At 65.7% G+C, this 19708-nt stretch carries 22 protein-coding genes; 7 read left to right on the top strand and 15 right to left on the bottom strand.

The annotated features are described in order from the left end of the window. Positions 1 to 3 precede the first annotated feature (3 nt). Positions 4 to 432, bottom strand: coding sequence for a cobalamin-dependent protein (locus IPM80_21185; GenBank protein MBK8960862.1), 429 nt, complete (start codon positions 430 to 432; stop codon positions 4 to 6). Between the two features lie 348 nt (positions 433 to 780). Between IPM80_21185 and IPM80_21180 the strand changes: the two genes are divergently transcribed. Further along, complete coding sequence (locus IPM80_21180) at positions 781 to 1530, top strand: type IV pili methyl-accepting chemotaxis transducer N-terminal domain-containing protein (GenBank protein ID MBK8960861.1); 750 nt, start codon at positions 781 to 783, stop codon at positions 1528 to 1530. A gap of 103 nt (positions 1531 to 1633) precedes the next feature. Here the strand turns inward: IPM80_21180 and IPM80_21175 are convergent, their stop codons facing one another. From IPM80_21175 to IPM80_21165, 3 genes are all read right to left on the bottom strand, one after another. Then, positions 1634 to 2911: an acyl-CoA dehydrogenase gene (locus IPM80_21175; GenBank protein ID MBK8960860.1), complete on the bottom strand. Its 1278-nt coding sequence runs from the start codon at positions 2909 to 2911 to the stop codon at positions 1634 to 1636. A gap of 113 nt (positions 2912 to 3024) precedes the next feature. Further along, the gene (locus IPM80_21170; protein ID MBK8960859.1) at positions 3025 to 4377 is read right to left on the bottom strand and encodes a phenylacetate--CoA ligase family protein; all 1353 of its coding nucleotides are present in this window, start codon (positions 4375 to 4377) and stop codon (positions 3025 to 3027) included. 90 nt (positions 4378 to 4467) lie between these two features. Next, positions 4468 to 5313, bottom strand: a complete 846-nt coding sequence (locus tag IPM80_21165) for a nitroreductase family protein (protein ID MBK8960858.1) — start codon at positions 5311 to 5313, stop codon at positions 4468 to 4470. Between the two features lie 244 nt (positions 5314 to 5557). On the opposite strand from IPM80_21165, the gene IPM80_21160 reads away from it, so the two are divergent. Continuing rightward, positions 5558 to 6814 (top strand): acyl-CoA/acyl-ACP dehydrogenase, encoded by a 1257-nt coding sequence (locus tag IPM80_21160; protein ID MBK8960857.1) that lies wholly within the window; start codon positions 5558 to 5560, stop codon positions 6812 to 6814. Between the two features lie 60 nt (positions 6815 to 6874). Here IPM80_21160 and mog read toward each other — a convergent pair whose 3' ends face one another. Both mog and moaC read right to left on the bottom strand, forming a co-directional pair. Next, positions 6875 to 7480, bottom strand: coding sequence for a molybdopterin adenylyltransferase (mog, locus tag IPM80_21155; protein ID MBK8960856.1), 606 nt, complete (start codon positions 7478 to 7480; stop codon positions 6875 to 6877). A gap of 88 nt (positions 7481 to 7568) precedes the next feature. Then, entirely contained in the window at positions 7569 to 8048 is a 480-nt protein-coding gene (gene moaC, locus IPM80_21150; GenBank protein ID MBK8960855.1) for a cyclic pyranopterin monophosphate synthase MoaC, read from the bottom strand. 78 nt (positions 8049 to 8126) lie between these two features. Between moaC and IPM80_21145 the strand changes: the two genes are divergently transcribed. The 3 genes from IPM80_21145 to pqqB are packed head-to-tail and all read left to right on the top strand — an operon-like array spanning position 8127 to position 9773. Continuing rightward, the gene (locus tag IPM80_21145) at positions 8127 to 8360 is read left to right on the top strand and encodes a MoaD/ThiS family protein (protein ID MBK8960854.1); all 234 of its coding nucleotides are present in this window, start codon (positions 8127 to 8129) and stop codon (positions 8358 to 8360) included. Beyond that, positions 8361 to 8834 carry a molybdenum cofactor biosynthesis protein MoaE gene (locus tag IPM80_21140; protein ID MBK8960853.1) on the top strand — a complete coding sequence of 158 codons (474 nt, stop codon included), beginning with the start codon at positions 8361 to 8363 and terminating at the stop codon, positions 8832 to 8834. A gap of 12 nt (positions 8835 to 8846) precedes the next feature. After that, positions 8847 to 9773 carry a pyrroloquinoline quinone biosynthesis protein PqqB gene (gene pqqB, locus IPM80_21135; protein ID MBK8960852.1) on the top strand — a complete coding sequence of 309 codons (927 nt, stop codon included), beginning with the start codon at positions 8847 to 8849 and terminating at the stop codon, positions 9771 to 9773. Positions 9774 to 9846: 73 nt separating this feature from the next. Here the strand turns inward: pqqB and IPM80_21130 are convergent, their stop codons facing one another. From IPM80_21130 to IPM80_21110, 5 genes are all read right to left on the bottom strand, one after another. Beyond that, positions 9847 to 11103 carry a molybdopterin molybdenumtransferase MoeA gene (locus IPM80_21130; GenBank protein ID MBK8960851.1) on the bottom strand — a complete coding sequence of 419 codons (1257 nt, stop codon included), beginning with the start codon at positions 11101 to 11103 and terminating at the stop codon, positions 9847 to 9849. Between the two features lie 9 nt (positions 11104 to 11112). After that, a complete protein-coding gene (gene mobB, locus IPM80_21125) occupies positions 11113 to 11670 on the bottom strand; it encodes a molybdopterin-guanine dinucleotide biosynthesis protein B (protein MBK8960850.1) in 558 nt (185 codons plus the stop codon). Beyond that, positions 11667 to 12269, bottom strand: coding sequence for a molybdenum cofactor guanylyltransferase (gene mobA, locus IPM80_21120; protein ID MBK8960849.1), 603 nt, complete (start codon positions 12267 to 12269; stop codon positions 11667 to 11669). The genes mobB and mobA overlap by 4 nt, the downstream gene beginning before the upstream one ends. Positions 12270 to 12460: 191 nt before the next feature. Continuing rightward, entirely contained in the window at positions 12461 to 13471 is a 1011-nt protein-coding gene (moaA, locus tag IPM80_21115) for a GTP 3',8-cyclase MoaA (GenBank protein MBK8960848.1), read from the bottom strand. Between the two features lie 71 nt (positions 13472 to 13542). Continuing rightward, complete coding sequence (locus tag IPM80_21110; protein MBK8960847.1) at positions 13543 to 14040, bottom strand: CYTH domain-containing protein; 498 nt, start codon at positions 14038 to 14040, stop codon at positions 13543 to 13545. Positions 14041 to 14135: 95 nt separating this feature from the next. Here IPM80_21110 and IPM80_21105 point away from each other — a divergent pair, with 95 nt between their 5' ends. Together IPM80_21105 and IPM80_21100 are read left to right on the top strand one after the other, a co-directional pair. Further along, entirely contained in the window at positions 14136 to 15374 is a 1239-nt protein-coding gene (locus IPM80_21105; GenBank protein ID MBK8960846.1) for an MFS transporter, read from the top strand. Next, the gene (locus IPM80_21100) at positions 15371 to 15895 is read left to right on the top strand and encodes a metallophosphoesterase family protein (protein ID MBK8960845.1); all 525 of its coding nucleotides are present in this window, start codon (positions 15371 to 15373) and stop codon (positions 15893 to 15895) included. Before IPM80_21105 ends, IPM80_21100 begins: the two co-directional genes overlap by 4 nt. A gap of 46 nt (positions 15896 to 15941) precedes the next feature. Here the strand turns inward: IPM80_21100 and IPM80_21095 are convergent, their stop codons facing one another. From IPM80_21095 to IPM80_21080, 4 genes are all read right to left on the bottom strand, one after another. Continuing rightward, positions 15942 to 16412, bottom strand: coding sequence for a hypothetical protein (locus IPM80_21095; GenBank protein ID MBK8960844.1), 471 nt, complete (start codon positions 16410 to 16412; stop codon positions 15942 to 15944). Next, positions 16399 to 17640, bottom strand: a complete 1242-nt coding sequence (locus IPM80_21090) for a DUF3300 domain-containing protein (GenBank protein MBK8960843.1) — start codon at positions 17638 to 17640, stop codon at positions 16399 to 16401. The genes IPM80_21095 and IPM80_21090 overlap by 14 nt, the downstream gene beginning before the upstream one ends. Positions 17641 to 17815: 175 nt before the next feature. Next, complete coding sequence (locus tag IPM80_21085; protein MBK8960842.1) at positions 17816 to 18574, bottom strand: acetoacetate decarboxylase family protein; 759 nt, start codon at positions 18572 to 18574, stop codon at positions 17816 to 17818. 69 nt (positions 18575 to 18643) lie between these two features. Beyond that, a complete protein-coding gene (locus IPM80_21080) occupies positions 18644 to 19672 on the bottom strand; it encodes an alpha/beta hydrolase (protein MBK8960841.1) in 1029 nt (342 codons plus the stop codon). Between the last annotated feature and the right edge of the window lie 36 nt (positions 19673 to 19708).

The raw sequence follows: 19708 nt of genomic DNA, 5'->3' as shown, positions 1-19708 counted from the left end.
TGCTCATGCGGTCAGTTCGCCGCGCAGTGGGCGTGCCGCCGCGGCTTGCGCGGCGAGGCGCTGCACGGCATCGACTATCGTCTGGCGAGTGGCCCCCGGATGAAACACCTGGCGGACGCCGAGTTCCAGCAACCGGCGTTCATCCTCCAGTGGCACGATGCCGCCGACGATGACCGGAATATCGGCGGCGCCGGCCGCGGCCAGCGCCTCCAGCAGTTCGGGGATCAGTACGTAGTCGTTGGCAAGCGTCGAAATCCCGATGACATCGATATCTTCATCGATGCTGGCGCGCACCACCTGTTCAATGCGCTGCCACGGACCGGTGTAAACCACTTCCATGCCGGCATCACGCAGGTAAGTGGCGACGATACGGCTGCCGCGGTCATGCCCGTCGAGCCCGATCTTGGCGATGAGGATACGCGCTCGTTGCATGGCCGGCACTCCTGAGTCACCAGTGCCGCGCGTCGGTGACACCCTGGTCAGTCCAAGGGGGCGCGGCGCACACGGCATCGAAACCGATGAGCCATCTTGGGACAGCAAAACGCGCCGCGGCTTGATCCAGTTCAGGGTTGTGTTCTGCGCGCGCTGCGCGCGGCGGCTTGATCTGCGGCAAGTTCTGCCGCCAAGGCGGTCACTAGTCTTGGTCGACAATGCAGAGTCCCACGTCGCGGACGAACGTGGGGACCATCCGCGTCGGAGTTGAGGTGCGCTATGGCTCGAATCTGTCCAGCTGTGCTGTGTATCGCGTTTAGCGTTCTTCTGTGGGCGGCAGGCGACGCCGTGGCCGCGACGCCGGCATCGACCGTCAGCATTCCCGAAGCAGTCAATCTCGCCGGTCGCGAACGCATGCTGTCGCAACGGATGGCCAAGGCTTACCTCATGCGCGGCCAGGGCATCGCAGCGCGCGACGCCGAGACGATACTCGCCGATTCGCTGGCCGTGTTCGAAGCGCAGCTCGCGCGCTTGCAGGCCGGGATGCCCAATGCCGAGATAGCGCGTTCGCTGGCGGCGTTGGACACCGAGTGGCGCCGTATGAAGCCGTTGCTCGTCGTAGCGCCGACTCCAAGCGCTGCCGCGGCGCTCTACGATGCGAATGAAGCGGTGCAAACGGCTGCACACCATTTGACCTTGGCTTACGAGCGCGAGTCGGCCCAACCGCTCGACCATCTCATCAATCTCGCCGGCCGTCAGCGCATGCTTTCGCAGCGCCTCGCGAAGTTCTATTTCTACCGCACCTGGGAGCTGAGTGCCGACGCTGCCGCGATGGAAATGCACCTGTCCCGCGCCCACTTCACGTCGGTCTTGCGGCAGCTTGAGGTATCATCCTTGCTCGGTGCGCCTGTGAAGCAGGCATTGGCGACGCTGCGCGAGGCCTGGGCGCCCTACGAAGCACTGCTCATGGCCGACGCCGGGCTGGTCAGTCTGCGCACCAATGCCACGCGCGTCGCCGAACTGAGCGAGCAGGTACTCGAGGCGACCGAGCAGGTGGTGGCTGCACTCAACGCGCAGCGCGAGTCATCGAACCGCTGACGCGAGCAGCGCATGCCGCGGGGCGAACTCGGTGCGGACCGGGCACGCGCACGCGGCCGGCGCGGGCGCGGCGGCGACCGCCACCCGCACGGCTGCGCGCCGCTCAATCGGTCGACCAGCCGCGTTGCTGAAGATCCGACAGCACACTGCCCAGACGCAGGGTCAACAGATAGTTCTCACCGTCCTCGATCATCGCCGCACGCGCGTCCCGCGTCAGCTTCTCGACCGGATATTCCTTGGTCAGGCCATTGCCGCCAAATAGCTGCAAGGCCTCATGCGCGACTTCGAACGCGATCTGGGTAACGAAGGCTTTGCTGGTCGAGGAAACGGTCGGGTGAGGGCTGGGCGCGGCCCGCAGGTAATGGGCGGCGCGGCGGGTCATGGCGCGCGCCGCTTCGATTTTCTTGTACATCTCCCCCAGTCGATAGCGGACCAGTTGATGTTCGATCAACGGTGCGCCGCCTTGGCGGCGTTCATGGGCATAGTTGAGTGCAAGCTCGAATGCGGCTCGCGCGAGGCCGGTGAAGACCTGCGACATGAACACGCCTGCGACCGACAGTATGGACAGGAATCCGGGCGCACCCGCTTCGCCCTCGCTCACCGCATGATGGCGCGGCACGCGTACCTGGTCGAAGAAGATCGCACCCTGCGGCAGGCTGATCTGTCCGAGTTTCTCCAGCGGCTTGCCGCGCGAAACGCCGGCCAGGTCGAGCGGCACCATCACCACGCACTGGTTGCGCGTGCCGTCCGCACGCAGCACGCCCTGGCCATAGTCGGCCGGACAGCACAACACCGCCAGTTGAGCGATGCTGCCATTGGACACCCAGGCCGAGCTCTGGCCGTCGATGGTGATCTCGTCGGCGCCGAAACGCGCGACGACATTGCCCGCGCCGGGCACGGAGCCGGGATGGCGCTCGACACCGTAGATGTCGACCATATCGCTGCCGTGATCGGGCTGGGTGACCGGCCAGCAGCCGATACGTCCGCTGGCAAGTTCGATGAGCTCCGGGCGACCGACGGCCCGCGCGACCTGCAAGGGAAAGCCCGCCACGCCGAGAGACAGCGCAAGCCCGGCATCGCCCCACGCCAATTCTTCAATCAACAGACATTCCAGCCGCGCCGCCTCGGCCGGAGGCATGTCATCGAGAGTGCCCAGGTCGAGGCCCAGCGTTGCGTACTCACTGTAGACCGTCCACAGGGGCGAGTCGCGGGCGATCACTTGAGCGGCACCCAGGCGGTCGAGTGCACGGCCATGTGGTCGAAGTACATCGCGGGCAAAGCGATGCACACTGTCGACCAGCGCGCGCTCATCGCCTTCAAGCGGTGCGTCGAAGCCGCTGCGTTCCACGTGCGGCGGGCCATAGCTGGTGAGTATTCGCATGGTATTTGCTGCCCTGTCAGGGACGATCGGAGGAGTTCGGCAGGGAATGCACGGTCACGTACGCCTGGTCGCGGTGTGACGGCCGGCGCACGTGCGATGGCAGGCGCATGTGCTCACTGGCCGGCAAGCTCGATGAAGCGCGTCTTGTGCTCGCTGCGTGGCAGTGAATACGGCGCCACCCATTCGATGGCCGGCGTGATCTTCAAGCGCTCTTTCAAGGCCAGCAGCAGCGCGCGTTCAAGCGCGGTGGCGTCGGCCTCGTTACTCGATGCTCCACGCTCGATGCGTAACTTGAGTGGTGGCACCACGCGTGGCGGCGGTTCGTCGAGCAAGATGCGAAATTCGCCGGTCAGGTGTGGAATGAAGCTTGCGATCACCGCATCAATCGCGGCCGGGTAGACGATCACGCCCTTGACCTTGAGCATGTCGTCCACGCGGCCGATGATGCGGTAGCGCAAACCACTGCGACCGCATGGGCAAGTAGAGACCTCGACGCGGTGAATATCGCCAAGGCTCAGGCGCGTCCAACCGAAGCCGCCGCCGATCAAGGTTGTGAACACCGCCTCGCCTTCGGCGCCATCGCGCAGCGTCAGCGGCTCGTGACTGGCGGGGTCGACAAGTTCATAGATCGCCAGGTCGTCACCCACCCAGTGCATGCCTTGATAATCGGGATGCTCGCAGGACACTCCGAGCCCCGCGCCGACATCAAACAGTCGTGCGCCATAGGCGCTCTCGATACGTCGGCGCACCTCGGGGATGCCGGCGCCCGGTTCGCCTCCGCACATCAGTATGCGAATGCCAAGCGCGTCGATACCCGCGCCGAGCACCTCGGGGGCGCGCTCGATCAGATGCTCGGCCAGCGAGGGCGTGCAAGACAGCACATTGCCGCGGAAGAAGCGTGTGGTCTTGAGGATGCGCGCGGCGCCGGGCTCGGCGCCGATCGGGATCTGCATGGTGCCGTCATCGCGGCTGCATTGCAGGATCGGAACGCCGGCAAGAAACATCGAAAGCGCAAAAGCGTGCACCAGGCGGTCGCCCGGGCGCACGCCGCAGCGCCAGCGCACGCGCAGCAGGAACTCACCCCATAGTTGATCGATGTCGACGCGCGTCAATGGATAGGGCTGAGGATCACCGGTGGTGCCCGAGGTCGCCGCCATGGTCACCAGCGCATCGAGCGGCACCGGCAGGGTTTCGTCGAGAAAGCGATAAATGTCGCCATCGCAGTCCGCGACCGCGTCGCGATAGGCGGTCTTGGTGAACGGCGGCAGCGCACGCGCCCAGTCGTCGAGATTGCGGATGTCGGCGCCGCCGCGCACCCCGCGTGCTTCGAGCTGACGCCGAAAATACGGCGCGTGCTCAAACAGTGCATCGACCCGCTGCCGCAGACGCTCGACCTGCAAGACACGCATGCGCTCGCTACCCAGCAGCGGCTCGATGTCCATGTTCCAATAGGGACGGGTGTTCATGGCCAACTTCCTCGCACGAGAACGTCAGTGGATGCGATCGAGCGCTGTGTCATTGCGAGCGCCGCGTCGGCGCGTGCGGCGTGCCTCGCGCTACTCGTCCTGGGCTTCTGCTTCGGCGGCTTTGATCAAGCCGGGGATTTCATCGCCGAACACATCGCTCAAGCCGTATTGCTGCTGCAGATAGCGCAGCTCTTCGCGCCGGAATGCCAGCGGCGCGGTGTCGCACAGCATGCCGGCCGCGCGCAGCTCGTCGACCACGGCGGGACTACGCGGAAACGGGTTGCCGACACGATTGAGCGAGAATTTCTCTTCGAACGGCAGCTTGGGACGTTGACCCCCGGCCAGCGGGTCTTCGGCCGGATAGCCGACGGTCTGCAGCAGGAGGATTTCCATGTTCTCGGTCAGACCCAGCGCCTTGCGCAGTTTCTTGCCGGCGAACGCCGCCAGTACGCAGGTGCCCAGTCCTTCTTCATAGGCGACCAGCGTGGCCTGTGCGATGCCTTGGCCACAATCGGCTTCCGTTATGCCGCGATCGCGGATGCCCTCCATGGCCTTGTCGAAAAACGGGATCAGCACATCGTCGAGATACTTGTGGCTCTTTTCCGGATGAACGCCCAAGGCGCCGGCGTCCACCAGTTCGTGCAGGCGCTGGCCCTGGGCGGGGATGCGATCCCAATTGACCAACCACACGATGATGACCGGCGCGGTACGGAACTGGAAACCGCCGATCGCGGTGCCGACCGGCAGGGCGTCAATCAGGTCCTGTGGGGCGGTGGCGCGTTCAATCACGACCGCATCGAGCGCCTGCACGTTGCCCCAGAACGATGCCAGGCGCGCCGCTTCGAGCATCTTCTGGATCTTCGCGCGTTCGACAGGACGATAGGGCCGCAGGAATCGTACCGAGCGACGGCGGCCGATGACTTCTTTGAGTTCCATGGCGTTCCCTCCAGGGAGATGAGTAAGGATGGCGTGGCACCAATGACGAACCGTCGGCGCCTGACGCTGGTGTCCACCCCGACGGGACCTGCGGAACGCGCGACAATGGCTTCGAGGCTAGGCAGTGCGGCGCTCGATATCATTGACTTTCATCAAGGGCGGGGAGAGCACGACTTCCTAGCATGCAGAGGTTTATCGCCAGTCCGCTCCACTCAACTAGCCTTGGCCGGCTGCAGGAGGCGAGATGACCTACCTAGACTTGAACCTCGATCTAAGCAGCGAAGACCAGGCGGTGCGCGACGCCGCCCATGACTTTGCCGCCGGAGTCATTCGGCCCGCCGGCATCGCGCTTGACCGTCTGTCAGCCGACGCCGTGGTGGCGCCCGATTCACCGCTGTGGCCGGTGCTGCGCCAGGCCTATGAACTCGGCTATCACAAGGCCATGTTTCCCGAAGAAGTTGGCGGGCTCGGCTTGACGCCTTTGCAAGGCCATCTGTTGATGGAAGAACTGTGCTGGGGTAGCGCGGGCCTGGCCGCGGTGCTGCTGCTGGCGGCGTGGCCGTTCGCGAAGCTCATGCATACTGGCAATCAGGACCTGATCAACGAGTTCGTAATACCGTTCTGCGCGTGCAGCGATGCAAGCATGGCGGGCGCCTGGGCGATTACCGAACCCGATCATGGCTCCGATACGCTCAACGTCGGCTCGGCGTCATGGCGGGATCCCGCCATTCGCATGCAATTGCAGGCGCGGCTGGATGGCGACGAATGGGTGCTTGACGGGCAGAAATCCGCGTGGGTGTCGTGCGGACCGACCGCCACCCATGCAATGGTCAATGTCCAGTTGGATGCGGCGCGCGGACCGGACGGCGGTGGGTGCATGCTGCCCCTCGATCTCGTCGGGGTCAGCCGCGGGCGACCGCTGGACAAGCACGGTGCGCGCGATCTGCCGCAGGGCGAATTGTTCTTCGACCAGGTGCGCATTCCTCAGCACTGGATGTTCGTCGGAACGGACACCTATGGCGAATGGGTGGTGGGCAATCTCGGCTTTGGCAATACGGCGGTGGCGGTGCTTGCCTTGGGGCTGGCACGTGCCGGCTTTGAAGAGGCACTCGCCTATGTGAAAAGCCGGGTGCAGGGCGGCAAACCTCTGGCCGAGCATCATGCGGTGCAGGTCCGCATCCATCGCATGTTCACGCAGGTCGAAGCGATTCGCGCCTTCACGCGCGCGGTGTGGATGACCAATGCGCGGGTCTATCCGGCGTTGGCGGAGTACGCCTATGCGGCAAAGACTTTCGCCACGGAAACCGCCAAGCAGGTAATCGACGAGAGCGTGCAACTGCATGGCGCGAACGGCGTGACGCGCGCCTATCTTGTCGAGAAACTGTGGCGCGATGCGCGCACCATGACCATTGCCGATGGAGAAAACTCGATACTCAATCGTATCGGTGGCCAGATCTTGAACGACAGTTTTCCGCGCTCGGTGGTGAATCGCATCGCCTAGCGGGTCAGTGAACAACGCGGCGCGCACCGGCCATCGACGCACGCAAGCGCCGTCCGTGCATCAGCGCGCGGCTTTGTCTCCGGCGTGGCGCTGGGCGGATTTGGGGCGGAACGCAGCACAGATTTCCGCGTCAGTCTCGAGATAGGGGCCATCGAGCAGATCCAGGCAGTAGGGCACCGCGGCGAAGATGCCGGGCAGCGCCGGCGTGCGCTGTGGCAGACCGCCGAGCGTTTCGGCAATGGATTTGGGCTGTCCCGGCAGGTTGATGATGAGCGTACGACCGCGGATCACCGCGACCTGGCGCGAGAGAATGGCGGTCGGTACGAAAGCGAGGCTGATCTGCCGCATCTGCTCACCAAAGCCCGGCATGATGCGATCAGCCACCGCCAAGGTGGCCTCCGGTGTCACGTCGCGCGCGGCGGGGCCGGTTCCGCCAGTGGTGAAGATCAGATCACAGCGTTCCACGTCGCACAGTTCGCGCAACGCGGCGCTGATCTCGAACTGCTCGTCCGGCACCAGGCGCCGGTGCCACACCAGCGGGTTCTTCAGTGCTCGACCGAGCCAGTCTTCCAGGGCCGGGATGCCCAGATCGGTATAAACGCCGTGGGCGGCGCGATCGCTCGCGGACACCAGGCCTATGAGAACTTGGTCGTAAGTCTCGATCATCAGTCGCCAAACCGGGTGCGGAAAATCGCCGCCAAGGTCGTCCACGGAGCGGCGTGGAATTCCTTTCGCGAACGCAGCCGCCAGCGTCTCACGCGTCGCGCACCCAGTTCCCCGAGCGTCCTCCGGACTTGGCATCCAGCCCGACGTCGGTGATCAGCATTCCGCGGTCCACCGCCTTGCACATGTCGTAGATGGTCAAGAGCGCGACCTGGACGGCATTCAGGGCTTCGATTTCCACACCGGTCGGGCCGACGGTTTCAGCCGTGCCTCGGCAGTGCACGGCCGGCGGTTCGTGCTCCAGTCGCAGATCGATCTCGACCTTGCTCAGTTGGATTGGGTGACACAGCGGGATGAGGTCAGGTGTGCGTTTGGCGGCCATGATGCCGGCCACCCGGGCGACCGCCAGCACGTCGCCTTTCTTGTGGGTGCCGGCGGCAATCCGGGCAAGGGTGTCGGCCTGCATGAGGATGCGGCCGCTGGCTGTCGCCTGGCGGCGCGTGGCGGGCTTGTCGCCGACATCGACCATGCGCGCGTGGCCCTGCTGATCGAGGTGGGTCAGTTCGGCCATCGGTCAAGCTCCATGACGCGGCCGGGCACTGGTGTAGAATCCAGTTTCCAGAAATGAGTGCTGTCCGCGGGTTTCAAGATGTCTATCAGAGTTCGATTTTTCGCCAGTCTAGCCGAGTCGGTCGGGCGTCGCGAGGTGGAGTGTCCGTTCGTGCCGGGCATGACGGTCGAGAGCGTGTGGCGCGACGTCAATGGCGACACGCCTTTGCCGGTCGGCGCGCTGGTTGCCATCAATCACGATTACTGCACGCTCGACCAGGCGCTCAACGACCAGGACGAAGTGGCCTATTTCCCGCCGGTCACGGGGGGCTGAATGAGCGTCCGCATCCTGGCCGAGGCCTTCGACCCGCTGGTCGAATTGCGCGCGTTCCAGGATGCCTTGGGCGAGCGCGCGCGCAGCATCGGCGCGCTCGCGACCTTCACCGGTTCGATGCGCGATTTCAACGACGGCGCGCCGGTGGAATCGATGCTGCTCGAACACTATCCCGGCATGACCGATGCCCATCTCGAGCGACTCGCCGACGAGGCGCGGCGCAAATGGCAGCTCGACGATATTCTCATCGTGCATCGCGTCGGTGAAGTGCGACCAGGCGATGCCATCGTGCTGGTCGCGACCTGGTCGGCGCATCGCGCCCACGCGTTCGAGTCCTGTCGCGCGGTGATGGAAGATCTGAAATCCAGCGCACCGTTTTGGAAAAAGGAACAGACCACCGCGGGCGCGCGCTGGGTGGAAACCAATACGCCGGGCAGCAGCGCCGACTTCGCGTCGTCGCCGGCCCACAAGTAGGAGAGCGCCGCCGTGCAGGTCAGGGTCTTGGGTTCGGCGGCGGGCGGCGGCTACCCACAGTGGAATTGCAACCATCCCAACAGCCGTCGCGCGCGCGCCGGTGATGCCGCCGCGCCGCGCCGTACGCAATCCTCGATCGCGGTGAGCGCCGATGGCGTCGACTGGGTGTTGTTCAATGCTTCGCCCGATCTGCGCCAGCAGATCAACGACACCCCTGCGTTGCATCCGCGCGATGCACTGCGCGCCAGCCCGCTCAAGGCGGCGGTGCTGACCAATGCCGATGTCGATCACGTGGCGGGACTGTTGAACCTGCGTGAATCACAACCGCTGCGCATCTATGCCACCGCGCGCGTGCTGTCGGTGCTCGCGGCCAACTCGATTTTCAACGTGCTCAATCCTGCTTTCGTCAGCCGTGAGGCCATGGCGCTCGAGCAGGAATGCGTCCTGACGCGCCCGGACGGCAGCCCGCTCGGTTTCAGCGTGGTGCCATTTTCGGTGCCGGGCAAGGTTGCGCTGTGGCTGGAGGACGTCAATCGCGGCGCCAACTTCGGTACCGTCGAGGAAGACACCATCGCGCTCGAAGTACGCAGCGCCGGGCGTTCGCGCTTCTTCTACGTGCCGGGATGCGCGCACATGACCGACGCCCTCGCGGCGCGTCTGCGCGGCGCGCCGCTGGTGTTCTTCGACGGCACGCTGTTCCGCGATGACGAGATGATTCGCGACGGCGTGGGCGTCAAGACCGGCGCACGCATGGGGCACATGAGCGTGTCAGGTGAGGACGGCACCATTGCCGCGTTCGCGGGGCTCGATGTGAAGCGCAAGGTTTTCATCCACATCAACACCACCAACCCCATCCTGATTGCCGACACCCCGGAGCGCGCGGTGGTCACGGCGGCGGGCTGGGAAGTCGCCTACGACGGCATGCAGCTCACCGTGTAGGTGCGAATTCATTCGCAGCAACACGCACAGCAAGGCAACTCGGCCACGGTTCAGTGTGCGAATGAATTCGCACCTACAACAATCCCTGGAAGGGCTGCACGTCGACCAGGGTTCCGGCTTCCACGCGCGCGGTCTCGACGCCGAGGATGATGAAGCAATCACCGCTCGCCATGGAATTGAGAATGCCCGAGCCCTGGTCGCCGGTCGCCGTCACGCACAATTCGCCGTGTTCGTCACGGCTCAGAATGCCGCGTTGGAATTCCATGCGTCCCGGGCGTTTTTTCAACACGCCGCTGGTGCGCGCCTTGATCAGGAACGGCGGCGTGGGCGTGGTGCCCGCCATCTTGTCCAGCGCCGGCTGCACGAACTGGTAGAACGTGACCATCACCGACACCGGGTTGCCCGGCAAGCCGAAGAAGCGCGCCGCGCCGAGTGCGCCGAAAGCCAGCGGGCGGCCGGGCTTCATGGCGACTTTCCAGAAACGCACTTCGCCGATCGAGGCCAGCACTTCCTTGATGTAGTCGGCTTCGCCCACCGACACGCCGCCGGAGGTAATCACCACGTCGGCCAACTCGGAGGCATCGCGTAGCGCCGCTTCCACCGCCTCGCGCCTGTCGCGCACCACGCCCATGTCGATGATGTCGACTTCGCTGCGCTTCAGCATCGCGTACAGGGTGTAGCGGTTGCTGTCGAAAATCTCGCCCGGCCCGAGCTGCTCGCCGATGGAACGCAGTTCGTCGCCGGTGGAAAAATACGCCACGCGCACGCGCCGCCGCACCGTCACCTCGCCGATGCCGAGCGACGCGATCACGCCGAGATCCGGTGCCTGCAGGCGGCGTCCGCAGGTGAACACTGCTTGTCCGCGTTTCAGATCTTCGCCGGCCTGCCGGACGTTCTGCCAGCGTTTGTGTTGGCCGTCGAGTTCGACACGGTCGCCATCGAGCGCGACATGTTCCTGCATCACCACCGTGTCGGTGCCTGCCGGCATGGCGGCGCCGGTCATGATGCGCACCGCCTGGCCAGCCTGCACGTCGCCGGCGTAGGGGCGTCCGGCGAACGCGCTGCCGATGATGACGAGCTTGGCCGTGCCTTGGGCGGGCAGACTGTCGGCATTGAGCGCGTAGCCGTCCATCGCCGAGTTGGTATGGGCCGGCACGTCGAAGGGCGAGTGCAGGTCTTCGGCCAGTACACGGCCGAGGGCGGCGCGCAGGTTGACCCGCTCATAGCCCGTCACCGGGTTCACATGCGCGAGGATGTGCGCGAGCGCTGCTTCGCAGCTCAGGGAATTCGGATCGAAGTCGTCGTCACAACTGGCGTCGCGTATGACCATGGTCGCACTCTATGTCCTGGCAATGTCGGCGCGCGCAGCCTTGAGGCGCGCGCAATGGTGGCTGATGAAGTTCGCAATCGACGCAACGTCGTCGAGCGCGAATATCGGTGTGGCGGCAACCGGCAACGGCTGCTGGTTGCTGGCCATCGCGATCACGCCGCTGTCGTCGGGCAGCTGCAAGGGGCCGCTCAGATCGTAGCGATGCAGCGCAAGCTTGGGGAAGTCTTCGAATTTGAATCCTTCCACCAGCACCAGGTCGAGGGTGCTGAGCTGCAGATGTCGCACCAGCGACGTGAAATCGTCGCCAGCGGCGGCCGGCGTATCGACCATCAAGGCCCAGCCACCCGGGTAGGCGAGCAGCATCTGCTCGGCGCCGGCCGCGCGCAAGCTATGGCTGTCCTTGCCGGGCTTGTCGATTTCGATGCTGTGATGGGTGTGCTTCACGCAGGCGACGCGCAGGCCGGCCGCGCGCAGTAGAGGCAGCAGCGCGCGCAACAGGGTGGTCTTGCCGGTGCCGCTGCTTGCCATCACGCCGATCACCGGCACGTTATCGATGGTGGTCCTCATGCCGCTTCCAGCCGCTGCGTCGCGGCGGCCAGGTCGGCCGGCGTGTTGATGTTCATGAACGCCGCGCGTTCGGCTTCGTAATCGATTTCGAGCAAGGCGTGGCGCGCGTACCAGGCATCGGTCTTGCGGCCGCCGTCGGCAAGAAAGTCCTCCAGCGACGCTGCCAGCCGGCGCGCGATCACGGCGAACACCGGCTGCAGGCCGTCGGCCGTGCGCGCCACCGCGATGTCCGCGCCCGCGGCGATGACTGCTTGGCCAAGGCGCGTGACGAATTGCGCAGGCAGAAACGGGCTGTCGCAGGGCGCGATGGCCAGCCACGGCGTGTCGATGACCCGCATGGCCGCGGCGATGCCCGCCAACGGACCGGCGGCATCGCCGATGGAATCGTCGACCAGCCGCGCGCAGTGGCGGCGGTAGATGTCGTGATTGCGGTTGACGCTCAACAGCAGGCCGTCGACCTGCGGCGCGAAGCGCGCGATGACGTGGGCCACCAGTGGCCGTCCGGTCAATTCCACCAAGCCCTTGTCGACACCGCCCAGGCGCCGCCCGACGCCGCCCGCCAGGATGCAGCCGCTGATGGCCTCGCCCGCTATGCTCATGCGCCATGCCGCGCAGCGTCGCGCGTGACTTCACGGCTCAATGGCCGCGTCGATTTCGACGCGAAACCGAAGGCGCGCTGCCGGCGCCCACCGCCGGGCAACAACCCCCACGCATCGTGGGTGGCGCCGCGAATGTCGTGCATGGCCGGCCTTGGGTTGCGTGGCGGGCGGGCTGACCGCGGGCGCGGCGCTCAACCGCCGGTGTGGCTCATGTGACGGAAGATCAAGGGCTGTTCGTGCAGATTGAAATCGTGGCCCTTGGGTTTGATGGCCATGCTGTCGACGATGGCCTGTTTGAGTGCGTCAAGATTGCCGGGCTGGCTGCGCAGCACGTGCTTGAGATCCACCGAATGCTCCTGGCCCAGGCACAGCAACAGCCGGCCTTCGGCCGTGAGCCTTACGCGGTTGCAGGTGTCGCAGAAGTTGTGACTGTGGGGCGAAATGAAACCAACCCGCGTGCCGGTCTCGGCCACGCGGTAATACTTGGATGGACCACCGGTGGTGTCGGTGGTGGGCATGAGCGTGAAGCGCTGTTCGAGATCGGCGCGGATCTCGTCGCTGGAATAATAGGCCTCGGCGCGATCGTGATCGCCAATGGTGCCGAGCGGCATCTCCTCGATGAAAGAGATATCCATGCCGCGCGCGGACGCGAACTCGACCAGCGGAATGACTTCGTCGTCGTTGCGGTGCTTGAGAATGACGGCGTTCAACTTGATGTTGTCGAAGCCGGCGGCGAGCGCGGCATCGATACCGCGCAACACCTGGCCAAGATCGCCCACCCGCGTCAGGCGCCGGAAGCGTTCGGCATCCAGTGAATCGAGGCTGATATTGATGCGGCGCACGCCGGCCGCGCGTATGTCGCCGGCCATCGCTTCGAGCTGGGAACCGTTGGTGGTCAAGACCAGCTCCGCGAGGTGCGGCAAGGCGCCCAGGTCGCGAATGAGCTTGATGACGTTGTTGCGTACCAGCGGCTCGCCGCCGGTGAGCCGGATCTTGCGCACGCCGAGTTCAGCGAAGGCGCGTCCGACCAGCGCCAGTTCTTCCAGCGTCAGGATGCGCGCGCGCGGCAGGAACTCCATTTTCTCGTCCATGCAGTACACGCAACGGAAATCGCAGCGGTCGGTCACCGACATGCGTACGTAGTCCACCGTGCGGCCGAAACGGTCGATGAGCTGGCTGGGAAACTGGCTGGGACTGTTCATCGCGATCCGCTGTCACTCTCGATCCTGAGCGATTGTAGCACGCACTTTTGCCGGTAAATTCCGCAAAAAAATCAAGAATTCCGGCGGCCCGAGCAGGCGCCCGACCAAGTGTGATACGGCGCCTCTACGAGGCGCGAGTTGTAGTAGCGCGGGTCGTCCGACACTTCCTCGCCCAGCCATGCGGGCGTCACGAATGCCTCGTCGATGGCGCCGAGTTCGAGCTCGGCCACCACCAGCCCGGCATTGGCGCCATGGAACTCGTCGATCTCCCATTCGTGGCCCGCGTGCGGAACATAGTGCCGGGTCTTTTCCAGGGTGCGGGCGCCGCACAGCGAATTCAACATGATCTCGGCATCGGCGGTCGGCACCAGGTATTCGAACTCGCTGCGGGTGATGCCGAGCGTTGCGCTCTTGATGTTGATGCGCGCGTCGATAGCGGTCATGCGTATGCGTATGGAGCAGTGCTCGGAGCCCGCGAGATAGCCTTGGCGCATGGGCTCGCTGTGGGTGACCGCGTCGCGCCAGCTGGCGTCTCGCAGCAGGAATTTACGTTCGATTTCGACGGCCACCGGTGGTCTCGGCTGGGAAACGGGGCTGGAGATATACAATGGCCACCCATGGGCGGCAAGTCACAACATCGTCATTTTCGGAGCCGCCCACGGCGATGATTGCATCTCTGTTCAATCGGCGCGTGGCGACCGTCGCCGCGTTGGGCTTCTCGTCGGGGCTGCCGCTTGCCCTGAGCGCTGGCACCCTGCAAGCCTGGCTGACGGTGCAGGGCGTCGAGGTCAGTCGCATCGGCGTGTTTTCGCTGGTCGGTTTGCCCTACGTGCTCAAGTTCCTGTGGGCGCCGCTGCTCGATCGTTACCAGCCTGGTTGGCCTGGGCGGCGGCGCGATTGGATGGTGCTGGCGCAACTGTTGCTGGCGGCGCTGCTGTTCATGGCGGGCGCTGGCAACCTCGCGGCAGGCGCGCTGCCGACCCTGGCGCTGGCGGCCGTCGCCATCGCGTTCCTGTCGGCCACCCAGGACGTCGCCATCGATGCCTATCGCACCGAACTGCTGCACGAACGTGAACGCGGTTTCGGCGCCGGCGTGGCCGTGACCGGCTACCGCATCGGCATGCTGCTGGCGAGCGCCGGCGCACTGCTGTTGGCGGACGTGATGGGCTTTGCCAAGGTCTACGAGTTCATGGGCCTGTGCATGCTGATTGGCGCGGCGGCGAGCCTGGCCGGGCCGCCAGTGCCCGAGGTCGCGGCGGCGCCCGGCAATCTGGTCGCGGCGATGCGCGAGCCACTCACGGAATATTTCCGTCGCGACTCGGCGGTGGCGCTGCTGGTGCTGATCTTCCTGTACAAACTCGGCGACGCCTTCGCCGGCGGATTGACCACCAATTTCCTGCTCGGCGAACTCGGTTTCACGCTGACCGACGTCGGCACCATCTACAAGGGGCTGGGCTTGGTCGCATCGGTGGGCGGCGCGTTGTACGGCGGCGCCATGATGCTGCGCCTCGGCCTGTATCGCGCGCTGGTGTTGTTCGCGTGGCTGCAGGCGCTGACCAATCTCGGCTTTGCGCTCTTGGCGATGCTGGGCAAATCCTATGGTGCGATGGTGGCGGTGGTGGCGCTGGAGAACCTGGCGGGTGGCATGGGTACCGCTGCCTACCTTGCCCTGCTGATGTCGATTTGCGATCGCCGCTATACCGCCACCCAGTTCGCGCTGCTGAGCGCGGTGGCGAGCCTCGGACGCGTATTTGCCGGGCCGCCCGCCGGTTACCTGGTGGAAGCGCTGGGCTGGCCGGCATTCTTCATCACGACTTTCGTGCTGGCGCTGCCGGCGCTGGTGATCCTGAAGCGCCAACGTCGCTTGTTGGAGCGCCTCGACAATGCGCAGGGACCGTCGTGAAAGTGGTATGCGCCGAGGCCCTCGGCGCACGTTGCATCGCGCTGCTGTCGGACAGCCACGGCGTGCTGGCGCCGTCGCTGCTCGAGCGACTGACGGGCGTGGATTTGATCGTGCATGCCGGCGATGTCGGTGCGCGCTCGGTGATGTCGGCGCTGGGCGCGATCGCGCCGCTGTATGTGGTGGCGGGCAACAACGACACGCCTGGACAATGGCCGGCGGGCGAGGGCGATGATTGCGCGCATCTGCCGCAGGCGATGTGCATCGAGTTGCGCGGCGGCATGCTCGCGGTGGCGCACGGTCACCAGTTTCCCAGGGTTGCCACTCGGCATGCGCGCCTGCGCGCGGCATTTCCGGCGGCGCGGATGGTCGTTTACGGCCATAGTCACCGCCGCTGCGCGGACTTCGATGCCATGCCCTGGGTCATCAATCCAGGCGCAAGTGGCAAGGCGCGTGCCCACGGCGGCGCCGGCGGATGGCTGCTGCGGGTAACGGCGCGCGACTGGCGCCTCGAGGCTTTGTAGCGCGGACGCGGCACCGCGCTTGCGATGCCACGCCCGCGCGCGTCATTCAGCGGTCGCGATTGCCGCGCCCGCGACCACCGTCGTCATCCCTGCCACCACCTTGCCTGACGGTCGCGGCCCGGTTGTCGTCGCGCCCGCCGGCGCGCGAACCCTGGGACGAACGCGACTCCTGACGGCTGGAGGTGTTGCGTGCCGGTGGCGGCGTGATCTGGAAATGGCGACTCGGCGACATGTTCGGCGAATCGCCACGCGGGGGGGCGACCTGGCGCACGCTGCCGCGTCCATTGTCGTTGTCGCGCTGCATGCGCGTCGGGCCGACCGTGCTCGGCGCCGGTGACGGCCGCCGTTCGATCACTTGCTCGTTGCGTGGCGACATCGGGCGGCTGAAGCGCGTGTCCTGCGGCGGGTCGCTGCGGCGCGGCGCGGCGTCGCGCGACGGGATGGGCGAGATCGGCGTGGTGAAGCGCGATGCCGGCGGCGGATCCGCCGGGCGCACGAGGTTTTCACGTGGCGGCATCGGCCGACTGAAACGCCTGTCCTGCGGCGGATCGCCGAGGCGCTGCGCGTCGCGGCCGCGCGGAGCGTCGCGGTCGCCGACTCCGCGTGTGGGAGGGACCAGCGGTATGGCGCCCGGCCGTCCACCATCGCGGCCTGCACCGGAGCCGCGGCGGTCGTCGTCGCGACCCTGGCCGCCGGCGCCGACCCCCATGGGCCGCGGCCTGCGTCCGTCGCGTGGTTGCCAGTCGCGTTCGCGCGGCGGTCGGGGGACCGACGACATCGCGGCCGTCGCGGCGATCGTCGTCGCGCCAGCGACGGTCGCCGTCGCGATCGTGATCATGGTCATCATTGCCATGCCAGCCATGGTGGCTGCGACGGTAGAAGCGGCCGTCGTGGGGACGGTCGTAGCGCGGGTCGTCGTAGAAGTCGTAGTCGTGCAGATGCACGCGACGGCTGCTCCAGCCGATGGTGAACAGCGTGCTCACGCCCCAGAAGTTGCTGAAGCTGCTGGGGTAGCCCGACGAATAATTGTAGTGGTACACCGGGCACGGGCGCGGGTAATAGCGCAGCACCGGTTCGCTCTGGTAGACGATGACTCGCGTCGGCTCGTATTGCGGTACGTAAATCACCTGCGGATTGGCGGGACGGATCCGGATCGCACCTTGGTCCATTTCCACCACCTGCCGCCCATCGCTGCGCAGGTTGCCGGCGGCCTGGGCCTGGGCGCGGAACTGGCCGATGGCGCTGATGACATCGGCCTGTTGCATGATCACGGCCTGGCCGAGACGCTCGGTCCATTCGAGATCGTGGTTCATCATGTTGACCACGTCCGGGTAATTGAGCAGCGCGACCACGGAATTGTCCCAGCTGTCGTCGGGTGCAAGTGTCGAATTGCTGCGCACCGCGTCGAGATAGCGCGCCGCCTGCACGACCTGCAGCGGGTAGGTGGAGGCGGGCAGGATGATGCCAATCAGGTCGTCAGGATAGAGGGCGATACGGGCCACCAGGTCGGCCAATTGCGGTGGGGCGAGGAATTGTCCGGCCTCGGGTCCGACGTTGCCATAGGCGGTCGGTTGGGCGGCATAGACCGGTGCTTGGTAGTTGGGCGGCGCCGTCTGGTAGTTCTGCGCCAGCGTGGTGTCCTGTGCGCAGGAGATGAGAGGCAGCAGTGCGAGTGAAAGCAACATGCCGGTCAGGCAGCGCACACAGGGCGAAGATCGAAAGCGGATTGAAGTCGACTCGAACACGGGGAGCTCCTTGGCAAGCTGCGCCATTGGCGGCGTCGGTCCCGGCTTGGCTGCGGTGATGCTAGGGGGCCGCGATTAATTCGAACTTAACGTCGGCGCTCGCGACCGGCGTGATGTGCCTTGAGGAAGGGGCAGGGCCGCCATCATGACGGCCCCCGAGCAGGGCGGTCGCCGCTTACAACTCCTTGAGGATGCGGCCGTGGCCGAGCACGGCGTCGAAGGTGCCGGCATAGCAACCGAGCACGTCCCGCACCGGCAGCTTGTACCACGGGTCGACCGCCGATGGCGCGTCGTAGTTGAGCGAACCTGGACCCGTCCAGATGTCGGGAATGCCGTTGGCGCCCATGTGCGGCACGAGTTCCAGCGCGCTGCCGATGAGTTGCGCCAAGGCCGGTCGGCGGGCCTCGGTGGCGCAGGGAATGACCTTGAGTGAAACACTGGGGGTCAGTACGAAGTCCTCGGTGCGCACCGGCGTGACCTTGCGCATCACCGCCGTCAGCAGCCGATTGCCGGTGGGACGTTCCACCAAGCCCATCATCACTTCGCTTTCGTGGCGGACTTCGACCTTGGCGAGTTTCTTGGCGAAGCCCCAGATCTCGCGGCCGCCGATCAGGGGCGCCTCGTTGTCAGTGAACAGGGCGGGGTAATAGCTCACGACCTCGCCGTCGAGACGCGCGCGTATCGAAATCATCGCCTCGTTGTAGGGGCCGAAGGTCGACGCGCCGTAGTGCGCGACGATGACGGTGGCGGTGGCCGGCCCATCGAGTTCCATCTGCTCCGGCAGCCACGCCGCGGCCGCATCTTCGTCGGTGCGGTAGGTGATGAACATCATTTCCATGTGGCGGTAGTAGAACGGCGGCTTCTGCACCGCTTCGCCGGTGACCGGCATGGTGGCGCCGTAGTGATCGAGTTTGAGTTGGCCTTTGCGTGCCATGAAGTGTTCCCCTGGAATTGCTGGTGGCGCGAGTATAAGTGATTCAATTACGACGCTGTTCGCACGTGCTCAGGTCAGGGCGGGAGCGGGCCAACTGTCGGCTACTTCGCTCGCCAGCCAGCGCGCCAGCAGCGCGTTGACTTCGCGCGGTTTTTCCTGCGCGACCCAATGGCCGGCATCCACCACCGCTTCGCGCAAATTCGTGCAGCGCGCGCGCATCGGTTCGGCCAGTCGTGACGTGACGGTGTTGCACACGTAGTCGTAGCGCGCGCCGATGAACAGCACCGGCATGTCGAGCGTCTCGCTGCCGAGCGCGCCATAGGCCGCGTTGGCGGCGTGGTTCATGTAGTACGAGTCCGGACCGAAGAAGCCGTTGCGGCCCAAGGCCTCGGCGTAGACGCGCAAGTCCTCCTCGGTGACAACGTCGGCATCGCGCGGCAGATCGGGCGCGACATCCAGCGGACCGAACCAGCCACCATTGCGCCGCACCTGCGACGTGAACGCCGGCTTGCCGGCATCGGCCGGGTCGCCTTTGCGAAACAGCAGTTTCACCGTCAGGTAGGGATCGGCTTCGAACACCGCACCGGCGCGTTCGAAATTCTCCTGGTAGTAGAGCTGGTAGTCCCATTGGCCGGCCGGGAACTGGTCGAGGGGATAAAGCTCACGGTCGACCAGCGACAGCAGGTGGTCGAAGCCACACTCGATGGTGGCGAACGGAACACACAGGTTGGCCACCGCCACGCAGCGCTCCGGGTGATGACTGGCCAGGCTCCACACCGTCGGACTGCCCCAGTCATGTCCCACCCACACCGCGCGCTCCGCGCCCAGCGCATCCAGCAGTTCGAGCATGTCGGCGACCACTTCGCGCTGCGCGTAGTCTTCGTGACGTCGATAGTTGGAGGACTGTCCGTAGCCACGCATGTCCGGCGCGATGGCGCGATAGCCGAGCCCGCCGAACACCGGCAGCTGGTGACGCCAACTGCGCGACAGCTCGGGCCATCCATGCACGAAGACTAACAGCGGGCCGTCCTCCGGGCCGGCGGCCAGGTAGTGGGTGGTGTGGCGTGCGCTGCGGGCAAAGTGAGAGGTGATTTCCATCGCGATGGCCTGTGTGCGTGAGGTGAGTGATTCTAA

The organism is Pseudomonadota bacterium, from assembly GCA_016719885.1.
In the GTDB taxonomy this organism is placed as follows: domain Bacteria; phylum Pseudomonadota; class Gammaproteobacteria.
This window is presented reverse-complemented; position numbering and strand designations above follow the sequence as displayed.

Coding starts and splice junctions, on each gene's coding strand:
- IPM80_21170 (MBK8960859.1), bottom strand. CDS start 4,377: ATGAACACCCGTCCCTATTGGAACATGGACATCGAGCCGCTGCTGGGT.
- IPM80_21140 (MBK8960853.1), top strand. CDS start 8,361: ATGAGCGTCCGCATCCTGGCCGAGGCCTTCGACCCGCTGGTCGAATTG.
- IPM80_21130 (MBK8960851.1), bottom strand. CDS start 11,103: ATGGTCATACGCGACGCCAGTTGTGACGACGACTTCGATCCGAATTCC.
- IPM80_21105 (MBK8960846.1), top strand. CDS start 14,136: ATGATTGCATCTCTGTTCAATCGGCGCGTGGCGACCGTCGCCGCGTTG.
- IPM80_21165 (MBK8960858.1), bottom strand. CDS start 5,313: ATGGAACTCAAAGAAGTCATCGGCCGCCGTCGCTCGGTACGATTCCTG.
- moaC (MBK8960855.1), bottom strand. CDS start 8,048: ATGGCCGAACTGACCCACCTCGATCAGCAGGGCCACGCGCGCATGGTC.
- mobA (MBK8960849.1), bottom strand. CDS start 12,269: ATGAGCATAGCGGGCGAGGCCATCAGCGGCTGCATCCTGGCGGGCGGC.
- IPM80_21085 (MBK8960842.1), bottom strand. CDS start 18,574: ATGGCACGCAAAGGCCAACTCAAACTCGATCACTACGGCGCCACCATG.
- IPM80_21185 (MBK8960862.1), bottom strand. CDS start 432: ATGCAACGAGCGCGTATCCTCATCGCCAAGATCGGGCTCGACGGGCAT.
- IPM80_21175 (MBK8960860.1), bottom strand. CDS start 2,911: ATGCGAATACTCACCAGCTATGGCCCGCCGCACGTGGAACGCAGCGGC.
- mog (MBK8960856.1), bottom strand. CDS start 7,480: ATGATCGAGACTTACGACCAAGTTCTCATAGGCCTGGTGTCCGCGAGC.
- IPM80_21095 (MBK8960844.1), bottom strand. CDS start 16,412: ATGCCGCCACGTGAAAACCTCGTGCGCCCGGCGGATCCGCCGCCGGCA.
- IPM80_21160 (MBK8960857.1), top strand. CDS start 5,558: ATGACCTACCTAGACTTGAACCTCGATCTAAGCAGCGAAGACCAGGCG.
- IPM80_21145 (MBK8960854.1), top strand. CDS start 8,127: ATGTCTATCAGAGTTCGATTTTTCGCCAGTCTAGCCGAGTCGGTCGGG.
- IPM80_21080 (MBK8960841.1), bottom strand. CDS start 19,672: ATGGAAATCACCTCTCACTTTGCCCGCAGCGCACGCCACACCACCCAC.
- moaA (MBK8960848.1), bottom strand. CDS start 13,471: ATGAACAGTCCCAGCCAGTTTCCCAGCCAGCTCATCGACCGTTTCGGC.
- mobB (MBK8960850.1), bottom strand. CDS start 11,670: ATGAGGACCACCATCGATAACGTGCCGGTGATCGGCGTGATGGCAAGC.